Here is a 20,052-nt window from a genome sequence, read left to right as displayed (position 1 = left end):
AATGGATCAATCAGTCGTCGCCGCCAATCGCCTCGTAGGTGTCGCGCTCACCGGCGATGATGGCGCGCTTGCCGACATGGTTGGCGGGACCGACAATGCCTTCCTGCTCCATACGCTCGACCAGGGAGGCGGCACGATTGTATCCGATCGACAGGCGGCGCTGGATATAGGAGGTGGAGCATTTCTTGTCGCGCATCACCACCTTAACGGCCTTTTCATAGAGATCGTCGCTATCGTCGTCGCCCATCGATGTCTTGTCGAAGACCGCCGTTTCCTCTTCCGCCTCGTCGTCAGCCTCGTCGGCGTCTTCCGTAACGGTGCCGAGATATTCAGGCCGACCTTGGGTCTTCAGATGCGCCACGACTTTTTCCACTTCCTCGTCCGACACGAACGGACCGTGGACACGGGAGATGCGGCCGCCACCCATCATGTGCAGCATGTCGCCCTGGCCGAGCAGATGTTCGGCACCCTGTTCGCCAAGGATGGTGCGGCTGTCGATCTTCGAGGTCACCTGGAAGGAAATGCGGGTGGGGAAGTTGGCCTTGATCGTGCCAGTGATGACATCGACCGAGGGGCGTTGGGTGGCCATGATGAGATGGATACCGGCAGCGCGCGCCATCTGCGCCAAGCGCTGGATCGCGCCTTCGATCTCCTTGCCTGCGACCATCATCAGGTCGGCCATCTCGTCTACGATGACGACGATATAGGGCATGGCGGTGAGGTCCATTTCCTCCTGCTCGTAGACAGCTTCGCCGGTTGCGCGGTCGAAGCCGGTCTGCACGTTGCAGAACACCGTCTCCCCTTTGGCGCGGGCGGCAGCGGCCCTTGCGTTGTAACCGTCGATATTGCGCACACCGAGACGCGACATCTTGCGATAGCGGTCTTCCATTTCGCGTACGGCCCATTTCAGTGCCATGACCGCCTTCTTCGGATCGGTGACGACAGGGGTCAGAAGATGCGGAATGCCGTCATAGACCGAAAGCTCAAGCATCTTGGGATCGACCATGATCAGCCGGCATTCCTCCGGCTTCAACCGGTAGAGCAGCGACAGGATCATGGTGTTGATGGCGACCGACTTGCCCGAACCGGTGGTACCGGCAACGAGCAGATGCGGCATCTTCGCCAGTTCGGCGATGACAGGTTCGCCGCCAATGGTCTTGCCAAGGCAAAGGGCCAGCTTCTGGCGGGTCTCGCTGTAATCGGTCGCTTCGATAAGCTCGCGCAGATAGACCGTCTCGCGCACCGGATTGGGAAGCTCGATACCGATGACATTGCGGCCGGGCACGACGGCGACACGCGCCGAGAGTGCCGACATCGAGCGGGCGATATCGTCCGACAGGCCGATAACGCGCGAGGACTTCACGCCGGGGGCGGGCTCGAATTCGTAAAGCGTCACAACTGGGCCGGGGCGCACATCGATGATCTCGCCCTTGATGCCGAAATCCTCCAGCACGCTTTCCAGCAGGCCGGCGCTTTGCTCGAGCGCCTCTGGCGTCATGGTCGTGGTCTGCTGGACGCGGGCCTGCTGCAGAAGATCGATGGAGGGGTATTCATATTCGCCGTCTGCAAAGACCGGCGCTTCCCGGAACATCGGCTGCGAGGCCTGGATGGGCGCGCGGGGCGTGAAACGCGGCTCGGCAAGGACTCTTTCCGCCAGCTGAACCTGCTCAACAGGTCTCTGCGGCTCAGCAACTGCGACCGTCTCCACGACCGGCTGCGGAACGATCTCTGGTTCAACGACCTGAGTTGGGACTGGAATTGCAGGATGATGCACGCCGATTTCGCGGTAAAGCCTGATCGCTGAACCACCCGGAATCCTGATGACCGGCGGTACGGCCGAAAGCCGGATTGCCGGAGCGGCCGGAGATGCGGATGCCAGCGTCGGGGCAATCGCAGGCGCTGTCAGCAACGGGTTTGCGAGAACGGTGCGCGCAGATGCGGGAAGGCCTTCGCCGGCGTCATCCGGCAGATCGAGCGTCATCACTTCCCAGAAAAGCTCATCCGGCAGATGGGCGGCAAAGGCGGGAATGGATGCCTGCGGCGTTGCAACCTGTTCGGCAGATGCGACCGACGCGGCGGGCAGCGGCTGAACAGGTGAATCGGTTCCCGGTACCGGCGCTTCGAAGACGGCGGCTGCATCAACCGGCTGAGGCGGCATCAGCGCTGCTGCAGCGGCTTCTTCCGCCTGTTTGCGCGCAAGCTCCAGTCGCAATTTGTAGGTCAGCGCCCTTGCGCCCCGCGCATCCGGCGGCTGCGGCAGAAACGGCATGCGTGGCGGTTGAATGCGCGGCTCCGGCGACTTTACCACCGTCGCAAGTGCAGGCTCCTGTACAGTAGCCTCCGGCTGCACGACCATCTCAGGCTCGGCAGTTTCAGACAGGATGTCGGCGGGTGCCTCCTCTTCCGCAAGATGCGGCGTCTCAACCGGCATGCGCCGGCTAAAGGCGCTTTCCGGCGTGCGGGTGAAACGCACATTGGGGCCAAGCACGAAAGCATTCTGCCAGCCCGGCATTTCAGCGCGGCCTTCGATGGCGTCGGCAGCACTGACATCGGCATTCGGCCGGGGCACAACACCCGCCTTCATTGCCGCGGCCTGGTCCTGACCGGCAACGGCCTTGCCGCCGGCATGACGAGCCTTATCGCTCCCCTCCCCTACGCTATTGGACGAATTCTGGAATCTGGATCGGGAGAAGCTCATGGCAGCGTGCACACTCATCATAAACGTACATATTTCGGTCTCCCTGAAATAGAAAATAAAGGTTAATTACCCCTTTCCAAACCGGGTCACGCAGGCAGAATTTCGCTTTAGCCACAGGTGAGACGTGACATACACCAGCAAGGAATCGGCACTCCAAGCCTCTATATTTATTGCGTTAAATCAGTTTTTCATCGCCGTTTTACGGCAACGGGCGCGGCTTAAGAAAAGGGGAGTGGCGCCTTGAAGCATATTGTTTCCGCAAGCGGTCGCGCAACGTAAAATCATTGCTGTAAAGCCCGTGAATTAACGTGGACACTGCTGCGGTTGCAGTCTTAAGATCGAGCAGGCCGCGGCCCAGCGGAAAGGCCCGCCCGCCCTCATTCCGGAGTGAACCTCATGTCGCCTGTCCACCTGTCCCGCCGCTCGCTTCTCAAAACCTCGCTCCTTCTTGCCGCAACCACCGGACTTGCGGGCATTGCCGCCGCGCAGCAGTCAAAGCCCGGTGGGCGGTTGATCGTTGCGGCCGATTCGGAGCCGAAGAACCTCAACCCGGCCATCGTTGCCTCCAACGGCGTGTTCTATATCTCGAGCAAGATCGTTGAGCCGCTGGCGGAAGCCTCCTTCAATGGCAGGGACGGGCTGGAACCAAGGCTTGCGACGGAATGGCATGGATCGGAGGACGGTTTGAGTGCCACGTTCAAGCTGCGCGAAGGAGTGACCTGGCATGACGGCAAACCCTTCACCTCTGCAGATGTGGCCTTTTCCGCACTTTCTGTTTGGAAGCCGCTGCAAAACCTTGGGCGGCTGGTCTTTGCCAATCTTGAAAAAGTGGATACGCCTGATGACCACACGGCCATTTTCCGCTTCTCCAAGCCGACACCCTTCCAGCTCATCCGCAACGCTTTGCCGGTTGTCACCAGCGTCGTGCCGAAACATCTTTATGAAGGCAACGATATCGCCACCAATCCGGCCAATACGAAACCAGTCGGCACCGGACCTTTCGTTTTTGCGGAATATAAGCCCGGCGAATATTACCGCCTGACTCGCAATCCCAATTACTGGGGCAAGAACCAGCCGCAACTCGATGAGATCATCTATCGCGTTCTGCCCGACCGGGCGGGCGCCGCTTCTGCGCTTGAAGCCGAAGAAATCCACCTCGCTGCCTTTTCCGCCGTGCCGCTTGCCGATCTTGCCCGCATCGCGAAGGAGCCGGGCATCAAGGTCATCCCGGAGGGTTACGAAGCCCTCACCTATCAGCTCGTCGTGGAAATTAACCACCGCCGCAAGGAGCTGGCCGACCTCAAGGTCAGGAAGGCGATCGCCCACGCCATCGACAAGAAATTCGTCATCGACAAGGTCTTCCTCGGTTACGCCACAGCATCGACCGGCCCCGTACCGAAAAATGCACCCCAGTTTTACACGGGAGACGTCGAGACATACGATTTCGACGTCGCCAAGGCGAACGCCCTGCTGGACGAGGCGGGTTATGCACGCGGAGCGAACGGAACGCGATTTTCACTGAAGCTTCTGCCGGCGCCTTACTTCAATGAAACCAAGCAATTCGGTTCCTATCTTCGCCAGGCGCTACAGGAAATCGGCATCGATGCTGAGCTGGTCAACAATGATGCCGCCGCGCACCAGAAGGCCGTCTATACCGACCATGCCTTCGATCTCGCCATCGCGCCCCCGGTCTTCCGTGGCGATCCGGCGATCTCCACCACCATTCTCGTTCGCTCCGGCATTCCTGCCGGCGTCGGCTTCTCCAATCAGGGCGGCTATGAGAACAAGGCGCTCGATGCACTGATCGACAAGGCGGCGGAAACCGTGGACACGGCAGCCCGCACGGTACTCTACAAGGATTTCCAGAAGCAGGTCGCCGCCGATCTGCCGCTGATCAATGTCGCCGAATGGGGTTTCATCACGGTTGCGCGCGATACTGTCAAACACGTCGCCAGCAATCCACGCTGGGCCGTTTCCAACTGGGCGGATACGGTGGTCGGCACCTGAGGAAGCGCCGTGAGGCGCGCGGCGACATTGCTACGGCGAAGGGTGATCAGCGCCATTCCAGTGCTGCTGATCGTTCTGGTCTTTACCTTCGTGCTGCTTGAAAACGCATCCGGTGACGCGGTTGACGCCTATCTCGTCTCCATCGGCGGCGGCGACGCCGGACTGCGGGATGCCCTGCGCGAGCAATATGGTCTGAACGGTTCGGTGTTGGCCCGTTTCTGGCTTTACGCCAGCTCGGTGCTGCGACTTGATTTCGGCTGGTCGCTTGCGTTTGACCGACCGGTGCTGGGGCTGATACTCGAACGGCTGCCGAACACGCTGCTCCTGATGGGCAGTGCCACCGCACTTGCTTTCATCACCGGCACCGCGCTCGGCATCCTGGCGGGCGCCCGTCCCGGCGGGTTGACCGACCGGGTACTCTCGGCCCTGTCGCTGGCGCTTTACGCCACGCCGGGCTTCTGGCTCGGCCTTGTGCTCGCCATCATCTTTGCCGTGCAACTGAGGTGGCTGCCAACATCCGGCATCGAAACCATCGCATCCGGAAAACAGGGATTTGCAAGGGCGCTCGATATTGCCCGCCATCTTGTCCTGCCGGTCGCCAGTCTCGGGCTGATCTATCTGGCGCTTTTCCTGCGCGTCATGCGTACTGCCATGGCGGCGGTCTGGCCGCTGGATTTCGTGCTCTTCGCCAAGGCCAAGGGGCTTTCGAGACGGCGGATCGTGTTGCGCCATGTCGCACGCAACGCCGCACTGCCCCTCGTCACCGTTCTTGGCCTGCAAGCGGCTACCATGCTCGGCGGCAGCGTGGTGATCGAGAGCGTTTTTGCGATTCCCGGTTTTGGCCGGCTTGCGCAGGAAGCCGTCAGCGGCCGCGACACACCGCTCTTGATGGGCATTATTCTGACAAGCGCCGTTTTCGTTATCCTGATCAATCTCGTCGTTGATATTCTCTATGCCGTGTTCGATCCGCGCATCGGCAGCGGGGAGCAACAGACATGAGTTTCACCCTCCGGCTCCTGCGCAGTTTCGAAGGTGTGGCAGGTGCCATCATCCTGACACTGCTAGCTGTGACGGCGCTCGCCGCTCCCCTTCTGTTTCCCGGTGACCCGCTGTCGATCGTCGGTCAGCCGCTCATCGCGCCCTTCTCCGACGCCGCCTTCCCCCTCGGCACCGACCGGTTGGGCCGCGATGTACTGGCGGGACTTGCCCACGGTGCGCAGGCATCCCTGCTCGTCGGCATCGGCGCTGCCGCTGCCGCCCTCATGATCGGCACCGTCGTCGGCACAATTGCCGGATTTGCCGGTGGCCTAGTGGATGAGGCGCTGATGCGTGTTACCGACGCCTTCCAGATCGTGCCGAATTTCCTTCTGGCGCTCGCCTTCGTCAGCACCATCGGCCCATCCATGCCCATCGTCATCCTTGCGATTGCGCTTGGCGCCTGGGCGGATCCAGCGCGGCTGATGCGGGCGCAGGTGTTGAGTATCCGCGAGCGGGATTACGTGCAGTCCGCCCGCGCCATCGGCATGTATCCGCTGGAGATCGCGTTTCGGCAAATACTTCCCAATGCGCTGCCGCCGGTTCTGGCGCTCGCCGCCATCATAGTCGCCGCCGCTATCCTAACCGAGGCGGCATTGTCCTTCCTCGGCCTCGGCGATCCGAATATCGTCACCTGGGGTTCGATGATCGCGGAAGGACGCAACGTCCTGCGCTCGGCGGCGTTTCTCTCCGTCATCCCCGGCATCGGTCTTCTGGTCACGGTTCTCGGCGTCTATCTTCTCGCGGAGGGAATCAACAAAGCGATGGCGACGAGGAAAGAAACGCCATGAGCGGCAATGCACTCTGCAGGATCGACGATCTCAGCGTCCGCTATGCGGCCGGCGACGGACCGGCGCTGCAGGATATTTCGCTGACGATCCGGCAGGGACAAAGGCTGGCGATCATCGGCGAAAGCGGTTCGGGCAAATCGACGCTCGCCAAGGCGATTGCCGGGCTCCTGCCTGTGAGCGCACGGGTTTCCGGCGATATTTCCTGGCGCCGCGACAGCGGTCTTTTCACAGACAGGCCGCAGCCGGGTCGCGATATCGGCTATATTTTTCAGGATACCGGTGCGACGCTGAACCCGGTTCTCACCATCGGTGAACAGGTGGCGGAAGGCGCTGTCCGGCATCTGGGCCTTTCATGGAAGCAGGCACGAGATCTTGCCCGCGATCTTCTGGAACGGGTGCGGTTGCCGCATCCCACCCATCTCCTCGGCGCCTATCCGCACCAGCTTTCCGGCGGGCAAAGACAGCGTGTGGCGATTGCAGCCGCCATTGCCGCGCACCCCGCAATCCTGATCGCCGACGAGGCGACAAGCGCGCTCGACACGGTAAGCCAGGCCGCCATTGCCGCACTGCTGGATGGGCTGGTGCGTGAAGAAGAAAGAACGCTGGTCTTCATCACCCATGATATTGGTCTTGCTTCCGGCCTTGCCGACGAGATCGCCGTTCTGCATGCCGGACGGCTGGTGGAGCACGGCACCATCAGGCGGGTGTTATCCGCGCCTGCGCACGACTATACGCGCGCACTGCTCTCCGACTATCTCGACCTTTCGACACCGCCTCTGATCAATGAGGCCGCATCATGAACGAAGCCCTTCTGAGCGTAGAGAACCTCTCGAAAACCTACCGGACAGGCGCACGCACGGTGGAAGCACTGTCCGATATATCCTTTTCGCTTCAGCCCGGCGAGACGCTTGGGCTTGCCGGCCCCTCCGGCTGCGGAAAATCGACACTGGCACGCATCCTGATGCGGCTGATCCCGGCCGACGAAGGCACGGTCCGTTTCGAAAATCGCGACTGGCTGGCGCTTGATGGCGGCGAACTGCGCGCGGCGCGGCGGCATATGCAGATGGTGTTTCAGGATACGCATGGCGCGTTCAACCCGCGCGCCAGCGTCGAGGATGCCATAGGCGAACCGCTGCGTATTCATCGCATCGTCGAACAACGCGAACGCCCGGCGGAAATCCGCCGCCTTCTCGAGCGAGTCGGGCTGCCCGCCAGCTATGCCGGCCGCTCGGTGTTCGAGCTTTCCGGCGGCCAGCGGCAGCGCGTCGCAATTGCCAGAGCCATCGCACTCAGACCACCCCTTCTCATTCTGGACGAGGCCGTTTCAGCGCTCGATGTCTCCGTACGCAGGCAAATTCTCGAACTGCTGGTCGAAATACAGCGAGAGACGGCCGTCGCCTGTGTTTTCGTTTCCCACGACCTCGCGGTCATCCGCGCCGTCTGCCACCGCGTCGCCATCATGGAGGCGGGTCGGATCGTCGAGATCGGCAGGACAGCAAACATCGTTTCCACGCCGCAATCCTCGACCGCCAGAACCCTGATCGAGGCTGCGCCGCGCCTGACCATCACCACGCAAGGATAAGACATGCCCGCCCCGGATTACGCATTGCTGCTCGACCCGCCCGCCTTTCCAGCAGACCGTTACGCCGCTCTCGCCGACCGGCTGGCGGCGCTGATGGGCACGAATAACGATGTGCTTCTGGTACAGGCGGAAGCAGTGCTTGCGCTTGAAGCTGCGGCCACCAGCCTCGCGCGGCCTGGTCTGAGAACGCTCAATATCGTCACTAGTCCCTATGGCGCGTGGTTTGGGGGCTGGCTGGAGCGTGGCGGCGCAACGGTTCGCAACCTGACCACCGCTCCGGCAAAGCCGATATCACTTCACGAGGTCGAGAGAGCGCTGGACGAAGGGCCAGGTTTTGATCTTCTCGCTATCGTGCACGCGGAATCCGCAAGCGGCATTCTCAACCCCCTGCCCGCCATTGCCGCGCTCGCCAAAGACAGAGGCGTCGTCACGGTCGTCGATGCCGTCGCTTCCATCGGCGGCCATGCCTTCGAGGTTGACCAGCTCGGCATAGATATTGCGGTCATCGGCCCGCAAAAGGCGCTGGCAGGCCCGGCGGGCTTATCCGCCATCTCCGTCAGCGAAAGTGCCTGGAAACTTCTTTCACATGGCAATGCACCTGAGAACTCCATGCTTTCACTTCTCGACCAGAAGAAACTCTGGCTCGATACCGGCCGCGGCGCGCTCCCGGGAACACCTGCGCCGCTGGAATTCTATGCGCTGGAGGCGGCGCTCGACCGGATAGAGGCAGAGGGTCTGGCATCCGCCAATGAACGCCACGAACGAGCGGCGACAGCTACTCGTAACGGCATCAGGGCCCTTGGCATGTCGACGTGGGTGGAGGAGACTGACGCGTCTGCTCTGGTTTCGACAGCGATCTTGCCGGACACGGTGGATGCCGGCGCATTTCTGGCGGCTGCGTCCAGGGAGCAAGGTGCGGATGTCTCGGGCGGTGTCGGTCCCGGTGCGGAACGGCTGATAAGGCTCAATCACACCGGCCGGCGCGCCAACCAGGATTCGGTGCAAGCCAATATCACCGCTGTTTCAAGCGCCCTGAGAAGCCTCGGCCATGCCGCAGATACCGATTCCGCGCTGGAAGCGGCCGAAAAAAGCTATTCCGGCACCTCCTCGAAGGGTCTCTGACAGCGCCGATAAACGTTCGTTGCGCGAAATCGGGTGCTGGCGGAACGTCAGTCACGCCATTGTTGTTAAAAATGGTAGACAAATTCCTTGGTCAATCTTGACGAAATCATGGCAACGCGCGAAACTTAACGCACTGTTAACTCGCGTGAAGAAGGGAAATGGCCATGGTAGCAGGGTTCAACATGCTCTCCTTTGACCTCTTTGGCATCGGCCGAAGAACGCCCGCCATAAACGAGCGGGTCGAGAAGGATTTGCAGGACAGGACGCCACGCAGACCGGACGACCAGTCCAACGATGACGACCGTGATCAGGAATACGAACTGTTCTTCTGGTCGCTTTATCCTGTGATTTGATTTTTTAAGCGCAGGCTGACGGGGCGGTTGAAACGTCGTTTTCCCGTCCTGCGGCCTTGAGCCGAAATGTGTTCAGCGTAGCCTTAAACACGGTGAAACAGTCGATCCGTGACGTACACTTTAAACATGCAACGTCATCCTCGGGCTTGACCCGAGGATTTACAAAATCTCGAACAATCAAATATTTGCAGATGCTCTGGACAAAGCCCGGGCATGACGATGGAAAGGGCAAAGCCCTTTCCATCAAAGAGCCGTAAACGGCCCTGCCTTAGTGGTTGTCGCGCGGCAGACCCTTGGTTTGCGCAATGCGCTGATACTTCACGGCCGGTTCCAGAACCGCGCCGGTTTCCATTTGGCTGACGATGCCGCGCTGGATTTCCTGCCATGGCGTCTGGTGATCGGGGTACTTGAAGCCGCCCTCGGCGGAGAGCGTTTCGTAACGCTTGGCCAGTTCCTCGCCGGAAATCAGGATGTCGGCCTTACCACGACCCACATCGATACGAACGCGGTCACCCGTCTGCAAGATGGCCAGACCACCGCCTGCCGCTGCTTCCGGAGAAGCGTTGAGGATGGACGGGCTGCCAGACGTGCCGGACTGGCGGCCGTCACCGATGCAGGGCAGCGAATTGACGCCTTCCTTCAAGAGATAGTCAGGCGCACGCATGTTCACCACTTCTGCCGCACCCGGATAACCGATCGGACCGGCACCGCGCATGAAGAGAACGGTGTTGGCGTCGATCTTCAGCGACGGATCGTCGATGCGGTGATGGTAATCTTCCGGACCGTCGAACACCACGGCACGGCCTTCGAAGGCTTCCGGGTCGTTCGGGTTCGAGAGATAACGCTTGCGGAATTCTTCCGAGATCACGCTCGTCTTCATGATGGCAGAGGAGAACAGGTTGCCGCGCAGAACACGGAAACCGGCGCGCTCCTTGAGCGGCTGGTCATAGGGACGGATGACCTTTTCGTCTTCGATGATGGCACCACGGCAATTGTCGCCGATGGTTTTGCCATTCACGGTCATGGCGTCTTCCATGATGAGCCCCTGGGTCATCAGCTGGTTGACGACAGCCGGAACGCCGCCGGCATGGTAATAATCCTCGCCGAGATATTCACCGGCCGGCTGCAGGTTGACGAGCAGCGGCACGTCTTCACCGTAGGTCTGCCAGTCATCGACCGTCAGTTCAACGCCGACATGGCGTGCTAGGCCGTTCAGATGGATCGGCGCGTTGGTGGAGCCACCGATGGCCGAGTTGACGCGGATGGCGTTGATGAAGGCATCCTTGGTCATGATGTCGGAAGGCTTAAGGTCTTCCTTGACCATTTCGACGATGCGAAGGCCGGTGAGATAGGAGATTTCCTGACGGTCGCGGTAAGGCGCCGGAATGGCGGCCGAGCCGGGCAGCTGCATGCCGAGTGCTTCGGCAAGCGAGTTCATCGTCGTCGCCGTGCCCATGGTGTTGCAATAGCCGGTGGAAGGTGCGGAAGAAGCGACGAGCTTGACGAAGCCCTGATAATCGATTTCGCCCTTGGCCAGCAGTTCACGCGCTTTCCAGACGATGGTGCCGGAACCGGTGCGCTCGCCACGGAACCAGCCGTTCAGCATGGGGCCGACGGAAAGAGCGATGGCCGGAATGTTGACGGTGGCCGCCGCCATAAGACAGGCAGGCGTGGTCTTGTCGCAGCCGATGGTCAGAACAACGCCGTCGAGCGGATAGCCGTAAAGCACTTCCACGAGGCCGAGATAGGCGAGGTTGCGATCGAGACCCGCCGTCGGGCGCTTGCCGGTTTCCTGGATCGGATGCACCGGAAATTCAATGGCAATGCCGCCCGCTTCACGAATGCCTTCGCGCAGGCGATGCGCCAGCTCCAGATGGTGGCGATTGCAGGGCGAAAGGTCCGAGCCGGTCTGCGCGATGCCGATGATAGGGCGATCGGACTGAAGCTCGGCCTGGCTGAGACCGAAGTTCATGTAACGCTCGAGATAAAGCGCGGTCATATCAGCGTTTGCGGGGTTATCGAACCACGCGCGCGAACGAAGCTTGCCTTGGGTTGCGGGCAGATTGTCGGATTTGGTCATGATGCGGTCTCCAGCCGGAAGTGGCCAACGGTAAAATATTACGAAATGCGACAAGCTTATGTTGTGCGCAAGGAAAATGGAATCAGCTTCTCGGAAGCACGCATAACCGACAGACGAGCGCCAGACGAGTGACCTGGAGCCGTTCTTCAGCTTTAGCCGAATATTTTTCGGTGTTTACGACCATACCGACGTTGCGCAATGGCCTCTTCCCTCCCTGCCTTGCCGGATTGTAACTGACCCCGAGGCCCCACATTCCGTCACGACCTGACTTGCTTATTTGTATTACTATTAGATAGCGGCGCGGCCTGTCAAGCCGGATCAGACGATATTACGGGCGAGTTTTGCGCGGCGCAGAAATTAGAATATACACAATAAGCCATTGATTTATAACTGTTTAATGCTGCAACTCCATAAAATCGGCATGACGTGAATTGGAAATCCGCTAAAAAACCCCTTTTCAAGAGTATTACTATATGCTCATAGTGACGTCGTCACGCTGACATCATTTCTGGGAGGATAAGATGAGAAAAGCTCTTGCGGCAATCACTGTCGCCGTTTCCGCATGCCTTGCATCCAGTGTTTCCGCACAATCGCTGACCGTCGGCTTCTCGCAGATCGGCTCCGAATCCGGATGGCGCGCCGCTGAAACCACTGTCACCAAGCAGCAGGCCGAAAAGCGCGGCGTTACGCTGAAATTCGCCGACGCACAGCAGAAGCAGGAAAACCAGATCAAGGCCGTTCGCGGCTTCATCGCGCAGGGCGTCGATGCAATCCTGATCGCACCTGTCGTCGCAACCGGCTGGGACGCCGTGCTGAAGGAAGCAAAGGAAGAAAAAATTCCTGTCATCCTGCTCGATCGCCAGATCGAAGCGCCGGATGATCTTTACCTGACCGCGGTCACCTCGGATCAGGTTCACGAAGGCAAGGTTGCCGGCGACTGGCTCGTCAAGGATGTCGGCGCGAAGGACTGCAAGGTTGTCGAATTGCAGGGCACGACCGGCTCTTCGCCCGCCATCAACCGTAAAAAGGGCTTCGAAGAAGCCATCGCTTCGCACAAGAACATCAAGATCGTGCGCTCACAGACGGGTGACTTCACCCGTACCAAGGGCAAGGAAGTGATGGAAAGCTTCATCAAGGCCGAAGGCGGCGGCAAGGATATCTGTGCCGTGTACGCTCACAATGACGACATGGCCGTCGGCGCGATCCAGGCGATCAAGGAAGCCGGCCTGAAGCCGGGATCCGACATCAAGGTCGTGTCCATCGATGCCGTACCTGACATCTTCAAGGCCATGGCCGCCGGTGAAGCCAATGCGACGGTGGAACTGACACCTGACATGGCCGGTCCTGCCTTCGACGCTCTCGAAGCCTATCTGAAAGACAAAAAGGCACCGGCGAAGTGGATTCAGACCGAATCCAAGCTCTACACAGCGTCTGACGACCCGATGAAGGTCTACGAGGCGAAGAAGGGTCTGGGTTACTAATAGACCCCTTATCTTCGGAAGGAGCGGCATGTCATGCGTGCCGCTCCGTCACAGCTTCTTTCATGCAGGGCCTGCGCAATGTCCGAAACGGCACCACTTCTGGAAGCATGCGCCATCGGTAAATCCTTTCTCGGGATAACGGCGCTGGACGGCGTCGATTTTTCGCTCGGGCGCGGTGAAATTCACGCGCTTCTCGGCGAAAACGGCGCGGGGAAATCAACACTCATCAAGATACTGACCGGCGTTTACCACCGCGACAGCGGCTCCATCTTTCTGGAAGGTAGCGAGATATCGCCCACCAATGTCGGCGAAGCGCAGGCCCTCGGTATCGGCACCGTCTATCAGGAAGTAAACCTTCTCGAAAATCTGACCGTTGCCGAAAACCTCTTTCTCGGCCGCCAACCGCATCGCTTCGGGCTCATTGACAGAGCCTCGATGCAGAGACAATCGCAGGCGCTGCTGTCCCAATACGGGCTTTCGATCGACGTCAACGCCCTGCTTTCCAGCTATTCCGTGGCTATCCGCCAGATCATCGCCATTGCCCGCGCCGTCGATCTTTCCGGCAAGGTGCTGGTGCTGGACGAGCCGACCGCCAGCCTCGATGCCCATGAGGTCGAGATGCTGTTCGGTGTGCTGCGGAACTTGCGCGCGCGGGGTATCGGCATCGTCATAATCACCCACTTCCTAAACCAGGTCTACGATATCGCCGACCGGGTGACGGTTCTGCGCAACGGCCGCCTCGTTGGCACGCGCGACATCGGCAACCTGCCGAGGTCCGAACTCATTGCGATGATGCTTGGTCGCGAGCTTCAGCACATCACCCACGAGCATCAGGCCACTGACGACACGGTTGCCGAGGGCGAACCGCCGATCCGTTTCGAGGGGTACGGCAAACGCGGCAGCATCGCCCCCTTCGACCTCGGCATTCGTCCGGGAGAGATCGTCGGCGTCGCCGGTCTTTTGGGGTCGGGACGAACGGAAACGGCTTTCCTGCTGTTCGGCATCGACAAGCCCGATACCGGCAAGGCCACGATAGACGGAAAGACCATCGCTCTTTCTTCGCCTGAAGCCGCAATCACGGCCGGGTTCGGTTTCTGCCCGGAGGAGCGCAAGACTGACGGTATCATCGGCGACTTTTCCGTGACCGACAATATTGCTCTGGCTCTCCAGGCCCGCCAGGGATGGGCGCGGCCGCTTTCGCGCCGGCAGAAGGTGGAACTGGCCGAAAGCTTCATCAAATCGCTGGACATCCGCCCGGCCGATCCTGACCGGCCGATAAAATTCCTGTCCGGCGGCAACCAGCAGAAAGCCATTCTGGCGCGCTGGCTTGCAACCCATCCCCGGCTTCTGATCCTCGATGAGCCGACCCGTGGTATCGATATCGGCGCCCATGCGGAAATCCTCAAAATGATCGAAAAACTCTGCACCGAGGGCATGTCGCTCGTCGTCATCTCGTCCGAACTGGAAGAACTGACCGCCGTTGCCCACCGGGTCGTCGTGCTGTCCGACCGCCGGCATGTCAGCGAATTGAAGGGCGGCGAGGTGACGGCCGACAACATCATGCGGGCAATTGCGGATGCGGCCAGAACGGAGGCGGCATGATGGTGGCTGTGACAAGGCGCCTGAAAAGGCTTGCTCCCCAACTGATCGCCCTCTTCGTCATTCTGGCAGCGATTACAATCGTTTCGCCGGGCTTTCTGCATGTTTCGTTCCAGAACGGCAGGCTTTACGGCAGTCTGATGGATATTCTCGTGCGTGCCGCACCCGTGGCGCTCCTGACGATTGGCATGACGCTGGTGATCGCTACCAAGGGCATCGATCTGTCGATCGGTGCTGTTATCGCCATTTGTGGCGCGGTGGCGGCAACACTCATCAGCAACGGCCATTCCATCCCAACCGTCATCGCCATCTCGCTTGCTGTTGGCATTGCCTGCGGCCTGTGGAACGGGGTGCTGGTCGCCCTTCTCGACATCCAGCCGATCATCGCCACGCTGATCCTGATGGTGGCGGGGCGCGGCATCGCCCAGCTCATCACCGAAGGTGTCATTCTCACCTTCAACGACGACAGCTTTTCCGCCATCGGCTCCGGCTCCTTCGCCGGCATTCCCCTGCCCGTCATCATCTGGTTGGCGGCGGCGCTGGTAATCGGCCTTCTGGTGCGCAAGAGCGCGCTCGGCTTTCTGATTGAGGCAACCGGCATCAATCGCCGCGCGGCGGCACTTGCCGGTGTGCGGGCACGCTTCCTGCTGTTTTTCGTCTACGCCGTTTCCGGTCTCTGCGCGGCCATCGCCGGCATGATCGTGACCGCCGACATTCGCGGCGCGGATGCCAACAATGCCGGGCTGTGGCTGGAACTGGACGCCATATTGGCGGTGGTGATCGGTGGTACATCGCTGAATGGCGGCCGCTTCTCCATCACCGCATCGCTGATCGGCGCGCTCATCATCCAGACCATCAATACCGGCATTCTGGTCTCCGGTTTCCCGCCGGAATTCAACCTCATCATCAAGGCTGGTATCATCATGGTGGTACTGACACTGCAATCGCCGGCAATCATGGCGGTTCTGGGCTTTGTCAAAACGCCAAAGCCACACGCAAAACCGGCCACCGCCAACGGAATGACCAAGGAAGGTACCGCGCGATGATCCACAGCCGCAATCTTCCGTTCCTCACCACACTGACGATCTTCCTCATCGCCTATCTTCTCTGCGTGCTGCAATATCCGGCGATCCTGTCGACACGGGTGATCGGCAATCTATTGACCGACAATGCCTTTCTCGGCATCGCTGCCGTTGGCATGACTTTCGTGATCCTGTCGGGTGGCATTGATCTGTCCATCGGCTCCGTCATCGCCTTCACCAGCGTTTTCGTAGCTGTCATGGTCGGCACCTATAATATTCACCCGCTGCTGGCCTTCGCCATCGTGCTCGTGATCTCGACGCTGTTCGGCTGCATGATGGGGGCGATGATACGCTTCCTGTCGATCCCGCCATTCGTGGTGACATTGGCGGGCATGTTCCTGGCGCGTGGCGCGGCCTATCTGATCTCGACGCAATCCGTACCGATCTCGCATCCCTTCATCGATGCGATACAGGGATTTTATTTCCGCTTTCCCGGCGGCGGCAGGCTGACAGCACTTGCTATTGTCATGCTTCTCGTCTTTGCCGCCGGCATGCTGATTGCCAGCCGCACCCGCTTCGGCGCCAATGTCTATGCACTTGGCGGTAACCCGCAATCGGCCGAACTGATGGGTGTGCCGATCGGTACAACGACAATCGGCATCTACGCACTTTCCGGGTTCCTGTCCGGCCTCGCCGGCATCGTCTACACGCTCTACACCTCATCGGGTTATTCCTTGGCGACCGTGGGCGTGGAGCTGGACGCTATTGCAGCTGTTGTCATTGGCGGAACGCTTCTAACGGGTGGAATGGGGCTGGTGGCGGGAACCTTCGTCGGACTGCTGATCCAGGGGTTGATCCAGACCTACATCGTTTTTGACGGAACCCTGTCATCCTGGTGGACCAAAATCGTTATTGGCGTGCTGCTTTTTGTCTTCATCGTGTTGCAGCGCGCAATCATCTGGTATTCAAACAGGAGACTGGCCGGACCACATCCGGCATAACCAACACGGAGGCTTTATTGGGGCTGCTCGAAACGACGATAAGCGGGCGAAAACGCCGGAACAGCCACGCGCATGTGGTCTCCGAACTCGGCAGCGCCATCGTCTCGGGCAGGATTGCGGAGGGATCCCTGCTGCCTAACGATGCCGAACTGTCGCTCCGTTTCGGGGTCTCGCGCACCGTGTTGCGCGAGACGATGAAGACGCTGGCGGCCAAGCGGCTGGTCGAACCAAAGGCAAAGGTCGGCACCCGCGTTCTCGACCGTTCGAGCTGGAACTTCTTTGACCCGGATGTGCTGGGCTGGCGCTGCGAAGCCGGAATAGACCAGGAATTCGTGACACATCTGGCGGAAATCCGCCTCGCGCTCGAACCGGCGGCAGCGGCAGCTGCCGCGCTTCAGGCATCGAATGACGATATCGTTTCCCTTTATGTGATTGCCGCCAAGTTCGACAATCCGCAGCATACGCCGGAAACCATCGCCAAGGTCGATCTCGAATTCCACCTCGCCGTGGCGCACATGTCCGGCAATCCCTTCATGCGTTCGGCAAGCGGGCTGATCGAAGCCGCCCTTGCGATCTCATTCCAGCTTTCGTCCCCGGCCTCGTCGCCCGGAACCATCGCCGAGATCGCCGCAAACCATCTGCGGATCGTGCACGCCATCGCCGCCCGTGATGCGGACGCCGCCGTGAAAGCCATGCGCCATGTAATCGAGGTCGGCAAGGACCGGACGCGAAAGGCAATCAAGACACCTTGAGGGCGAAAAGCCTATAGACATCCCTTCTGTCACCCCCGGCCTGATGCCGGCATGACGGAGGGGGTGGCTTTTCATCATAAAATTCGGACCCGCACGGATGCGGGTCCTTTTCCTTCCGGCAAGTATCTTACCCCTGCGACGCTTCAATCTGCGGCACCACGCCACGGCGCGATGCCATGAGCGATGCGCCGAGGAGTGCTGCAATGCTGACGAAAACGAAGACCATCGTCGCACCCTGAAGGTCGATCAGCAGTCCGCCCAGAACAGCGCCGCTGGAAATGGCGATCTGGAAGGTGGTGAGCAGCAACGCGCCCGCACTTTCGGCCTCGTCTGAGGCGACGCGGGTGATGAAGCTCTGCACGCTGACAGGAAGCGCACCGAAGGCGAAACCCCAGGAGGCAATGGCAAAGCCAGCGACAACGGGAGATGCACCGGCAATCACCAGCACGGAAGCGGATGCGGCAATCAGGGTGGCGGCAAATGTCACGGCCCATGCCGTGTTCTTCTCGGCGAGGAAGCCGCCGAAGAGATTACCGAAAAAACCGCCCACGCCGTAAGCCAGAAGAACGAGCGAGATCGCTTCGACGCCAAGCTGCGGCACGTCTTCGAGGAAGGGGCGAACATAGGTGAAGCCGGCGAAGTGACCCGCAACGATGAATAGCGTCGTCAGAAGGCCGATCCTGACCTGCGGGCGCTGCAATAGCCGGAACATGGTGGACAGGCCGGGCGCACCGGCCGGCGGCAGCGAGGGAACGGTGAGCAACTGCACGACAAGTGCGATGACACCCAGCACGCCGGCGACGGCAAAGGCCGCACGCCAGCCAAGCGTCGCGCCGATCCACGCTCCGACAGGGGCTGCGCAAACGGTGGCAACCGAAACGCCGGTTAGGATGATGGCCATGGCGCGCGGCATCTTATCCAGCGGAACAAGCCTTAGCGCCAGCGCCGCCGACATGGCCCAAAAGCCGCCGAGGCCGATGCCGAGCAAAACGCGCGATGTAAACAGCATGAAAAGACCGTTGGCAAAAGCGGCCAATGTGCTGGAAATGATCAGCAACGTCGTGAGGCCAAGCAGGGTCCACCGGCGATCAATGCTGCGCGTGCCGATGACGACGCCGGGACCGGCAACCGCTGCGACCAGTGCCGTGACGGTGATGGATTGGCCGGCAATGCCGGAGCTGATGGAGAGATCGGTCGACAGTGGCGTCAGAAGGCTGACCGGCAGGAATTCCGCCGTTACCAGCCCGAAGACACCAAGCGAAAGCGAAACCACCGCCGCCCACTTCGCATCCGGCTCTTGTCTGTGTGGTGCATATTCAAGTTCGTTGATTGTTCGGTTATTCATGAAAATCTCCTGATGCGCATTCTGGGAACGAGCCCTGAAACGGAATGGCAAAACGATGAAGCCGGTGGGAGCCCGGTGCGTCGCCTCACAAATCGATGGTCGTAAGCTACGCGTGACAGCTCGGCGTTTCCATGCTAAAAAATCCGCATTCCTTAACCAAACGTCCGAATTTGTGAGTTGCCATGAATGATGCATTGACGGAAATGCTGCGTGGTCTGCGGCTTGACGGCGTGGAATATGGCCGCTGCCGCATGGCAACGCCCTGGGCGACGGCCTTTCCCGAGCAGGAGGCGGCGCGGTTTCATTTTATCGGCGTGGGCCAGGCAAAATTACGCAAACCTTCCGGAGAATGGCTGACGCTTACGTGCGGCGATGCAGTGCTTCTTCCCCGTGGCCACGCCCATGTGCTGGGCAGCGGCGAGGATGTAACGCCTGCCCTCTTCGACCGGTTCGGTAAAAAGGAAGTGTGTCAGGGCATTTTCGACATGGAATGTGCCGGTGCCGGCGGCGACACGGTAGCCTTTACCGCCTCGATGCGTTTCAACATGGATAATCTGCATCCGCTTTTGCAACTGATGCCGGATGTGATGCTGACCAGCGATCTCGCCAAAAGCGATCCGGCCATTCCGCATCTCCTGGAAGCCATGGCGCGCGAAGTGGAACTGAACCGCGTTGGTGCCGGTGGCATTCTGGCGCGGCTTGCCGATGTCTTGACGGCAACACTGATCCGCACATGGGTAGAATATGGTTGCGGCGATTCCAGCGGTTGGCTTGCCGCCGTGCGCAATCCCGAACTCGGACGGGTGCTTGCAGCGATCCACCTTACCCCCGAGAAAGACTGGAGCGTGGAAGAGCTTGCCTCCCTGATGGGTGCATCCCGCTCGAGTTTTGCAGAACGCTTCACCCGTGTGGTGGGTGAAAGCCCAGCCCGTTATGTCGTTCGCATACGCATGCATCAGGCGCGACTGTGGCTGCGCGAGGGTATGCGTGTCACGTTGGCGGCGGAAAAGCTCGGCTACGATTCCGAGGCATCCTTCAGCCGCGCCTTCAAACGCGTGATCGGCGCGCCGCCCAGCCAGTTCCGCAGGAAGGACACCTCTGGTCTGGAAGATGCGGCATAGAGCGCATCTTAGAGCACGTCCGGCTTAAACAGAATCTTTGGACGCGCTCTATCTCTTTGTTTT

At 60.2% G+C, this 20,052-nt stretch carries 16 protein-coding genes; 13 read left to right on the top strand and 3 right to left on the bottom strand.

Going from position 1 to position 20,052, the window contains the following annotated elements:
* Positions 1-10: 10 nt before the first annotated feature.
* On the bottom strand, positions 11-2,719 hold the full coding sequence (locus ACQZ63_RS09960; RefSeq protein ID WP_113555718.1) for a DNA translocase FtsK: 2,709 nt from the start codon (positions 2,717-2,719) through the stop codon (positions 11-13).
* A 375-nt stretch (positions 2,720-3,094) separates the two neighbouring features.
* Here ACQZ63_RS09960 and ACQZ63_RS09955 point away from each other — a divergent pair, with 375 nt between their 5' ends.
* From ACQZ63_RS09955 to ACQZ63_RS09925, 7 genes are all read left to right on the top strand, one after another.
* Positions 3,095-4,705, top strand: coding sequence for an ABC transporter substrate-binding protein (locus ACQZ63_RS09955; protein WP_113555717.1), 1,611 nt, complete (start codon positions 3,095-3,097; stop codon positions 4,703-4,705).
* 9 nt (positions 4,706-4,714) lie between these two features.
* Complete coding sequence (locus tag ACQZ63_RS09950) at positions 4,715-5,704, top strand: ABC transporter permease (RefSeq protein WP_112153962.1); 990 nt, start codon at positions 4,715-4,717, stop codon at positions 5,702-5,704.
* Positions 5,701-6,531, top strand: coding sequence for an ABC transporter permease (locus tag ACQZ63_RS09945; RefSeq protein WP_112153963.1), 831 nt, complete (start codon positions 5,701-5,703; stop codon positions 6,529-6,531). The genes ACQZ63_RS09950 and ACQZ63_RS09945 overlap by 4 nt, the downstream gene beginning before the upstream one ends.
* Complete coding sequence (locus ACQZ63_RS09940) at positions 6,528-7,331, top strand: ATP-binding cassette domain-containing protein (protein WP_111789825.1); 804 nt, start codon at positions 6,528-6,530, stop codon at positions 7,329-7,331. The genes ACQZ63_RS09945 and ACQZ63_RS09940 overlap by 4 nt, the downstream gene beginning before the upstream one ends.
* Positions 7,328-8,113 (top strand): ABC transporter ATP-binding protein, encoded by a 786-nt coding sequence (locus tag ACQZ63_RS09935; RefSeq protein WP_113555716.1) that lies wholly within the window; start codon positions 7,328-7,330, stop codon positions 8,111-8,113. The genes ACQZ63_RS09940 and ACQZ63_RS09935 overlap by 4 nt, the downstream gene beginning before the upstream one ends.
* A gap of 3 nt (positions 8,114-8,116) precedes the next feature.
* The gene (locus ACQZ63_RS09930) at positions 8,117-9,235 is read left to right on the top strand and encodes a pyridoxal-phosphate-dependent aminotransferase family protein (protein ID WP_065687723.1); all 1,119 of its coding nucleotides are present in this window, start codon (positions 8,117-8,119) and stop codon (positions 9,233-9,235) included.
* 158 nt (positions 9,236-9,393) lie between these two features.
* Positions 9,394-9,588, top strand: a complete 195-nt coding sequence (locus ACQZ63_RS09925; protein WP_013761494.1) for a hypothetical protein — start codon at positions 9,394-9,396, stop codon at positions 9,586-9,588.
* A gap of 268 nt (positions 9,589-9,856) precedes the next feature.
* Here ACQZ63_RS09925 and ACQZ63_RS09920 read toward each other — a convergent pair whose 3' ends face one another.
* Positions 9,857-11,668, bottom strand: a complete 1,812-nt coding sequence (locus tag ACQZ63_RS09920) for an IlvD/Edd family dehydratase (RefSeq protein ID WP_003510695.1) — start codon at positions 11,666-11,668, stop codon at positions 9,857-9,859.
* 521 nt (positions 11,669-12,189) lie between these two features.
* On the opposite strand from ACQZ63_RS09920, the gene ytfQ reads away from it, so the two are divergent.
* From ytfQ to ACQZ63_RS09895, 5 genes are all read left to right on the top strand, one after another.
* Positions 12,190-13,149, top strand: coding sequence for a galactofuranose ABC transporter, galactofuranose-binding protein YtfQ (ytfQ, locus tag ACQZ63_RS09915; protein WP_003510698.1), 960 nt, complete (start codon positions 12,190-12,192; stop codon positions 13,147-13,149).
* A gap of 78 nt (positions 13,150-13,227) precedes the next feature.
* Complete coding sequence (locus ACQZ63_RS09910; protein WP_113555715.1) at positions 13,228-14,751, top strand: sugar ABC transporter ATP-binding protein; 1,524 nt, start codon at positions 13,228-13,230, stop codon at positions 14,749-14,751.
* The gene (locus tag ACQZ63_RS09905; RefSeq protein ID WP_003510702.1) at positions 14,751-15,794 is read left to right on the top strand and encodes an ABC transporter permease; all 1,044 of its coding nucleotides are present in this window, start codon (positions 14,751-14,753) and stop codon (positions 15,792-15,794) included. The genes ACQZ63_RS09910 and ACQZ63_RS09905 overlap by 1 nt, the downstream gene beginning before the upstream one ends.
* Complete coding sequence (gene yjfF, locus ACQZ63_RS09900; protein WP_081308475.1) at positions 15,791-16,771, top strand: galactofuranose ABC transporter, permease protein YjfF; 981 nt, start codon at positions 15,791-15,793, stop codon at positions 16,769-16,771. Before ACQZ63_RS09905 ends, yjfF begins: the two co-directional genes overlap by 4 nt.
* A 17-nt stretch (positions 16,772-16,788) precedes the next feature.
* Positions 16,789-17,523, top strand: a complete 735-nt coding sequence (locus tag ACQZ63_RS09895) for a FadR/GntR family transcriptional regulator (protein WP_013761497.1) — start codon at positions 16,789-16,791, stop codon at positions 17,521-17,523.
* A 127-nt stretch (positions 17,524-17,650) separates the two neighbouring features.
* On the opposite strand, the gene ACQZ63_RS09890 is transcribed toward ACQZ63_RS09895, so the two are convergent.
* Positions 17,651-18,868, bottom strand: a complete 1,218-nt coding sequence (locus ACQZ63_RS09890) for an MFS transporter (RefSeq protein ID WP_003510707.1) — start codon at positions 18,866-18,868, stop codon at positions 17,651-17,653.
* 182 nt (positions 18,869-19,050) lie between these two features.
* Here ACQZ63_RS09890 and ACQZ63_RS09885 point away from each other — a divergent pair, with 182 nt between their 5' ends.
* Entirely contained in the window at positions 19,051-19,989 is a 939-nt protein-coding gene (locus ACQZ63_RS09885) for an AraC family transcriptional regulator (protein ID WP_013761499.1), read from the top strand.
* Positions 19,990-20,052: the final 63 nt, after the last annotated feature.

The sequence above is a fragment of the Agrobacterium sp. CG160-95 genome, from assembly GCF_053521725.1.
Note: the sequence above shows the minus strand (reverse complement) of the source record. Positions and strands in the feature narration are given on the sequence as shown.

Coding starts and splice junctions, on each gene's coding strand:
- ACQZ63_RS09960 (WP_113555718.1), bottom strand. CDS start 2,719: ATGATGAGTGTGCACGCTGCCATGAGCTTCTCCCGATCCAGATTCCAG.
- ACQZ63_RS09955 (WP_113555717.1), top strand. CDS start 3,095: ATGTCGCCTGTCCACCTGTCCCGCCGCTCGCTTCTCAAAACCTCGCTC.
- ACQZ63_RS09945 (WP_112153963.1), top strand. CDS start 5,701: ATGAGTTTCACCCTCCGGCTCCTGCGCAGTTTCGAAGGTGTGGCAGGT.
- ACQZ63_RS09940 (WP_111789825.1), top strand. CDS start 6,528: ATGAGCGGCAATGCACTCTGCAGGATCGACGATCTCAGCGTCCGCTAT.
- ACQZ63_RS09935 (WP_113555716.1), top strand. CDS start 7,328: ATGAACGAAGCCCTTCTGAGCGTAGAGAACCTCTCGAAAACCTACCGG.
- ACQZ63_RS09930 (WP_065687723.1), top strand. CDS start 8,117: ATGCCCGCCCCGGATTACGCATTGCTGCTCGACCCGCCCGCCTTTCCA.
- ACQZ63_RS09925 (WP_013761494.1), top strand. CDS start 9,394: ATGGCCATGGTAGCAGGGTTCAACATGCTCTCCTTTGACCTCTTTGGC.
- ACQZ63_RS09920 (WP_003510695.1), bottom strand. CDS start 11,668: ATGACCAAATCCGACAATCTGCCCGCAACCCAAGGCAAGCTTCGTTCG.
- ytfQ (WP_003510698.1), top strand. CDS start 12,190: ATGAGAAAAGCTCTTGCGGCAATCACTGTCGCCGTTTCCGCATGCCTT.
- ACQZ63_RS09910 (WP_113555715.1), top strand. CDS start 13,228: ATGTCCGAAACGGCACCACTTCTGGAAGCATGCGCCATCGGTAAATCC.
- ACQZ63_RS09905 (WP_003510702.1), top strand. CDS start 14,751: ATGGTGGCTGTGACAAGGCGCCTGAAAAGGCTTGCTCCCCAACTGATC.
- yjfF (WP_081308475.1), top strand. CDS start 15,791: ATGATCCACAGCCGCAATCTTCCGTTCCTCACCACACTGACGATCTTC.
- ACQZ63_RS09890 (WP_003510707.1), bottom strand. CDS start 18,868: ATGAATAACCGAACAATCAACGAACTTGAATATGCACCACACAGACAA.
- ACQZ63_RS09885 (WP_013761499.1), top strand. CDS start 19,051: ATGAATGATGCATTGACGGAAATGCTGCGTGGTCTGCGGCTTGACGGC.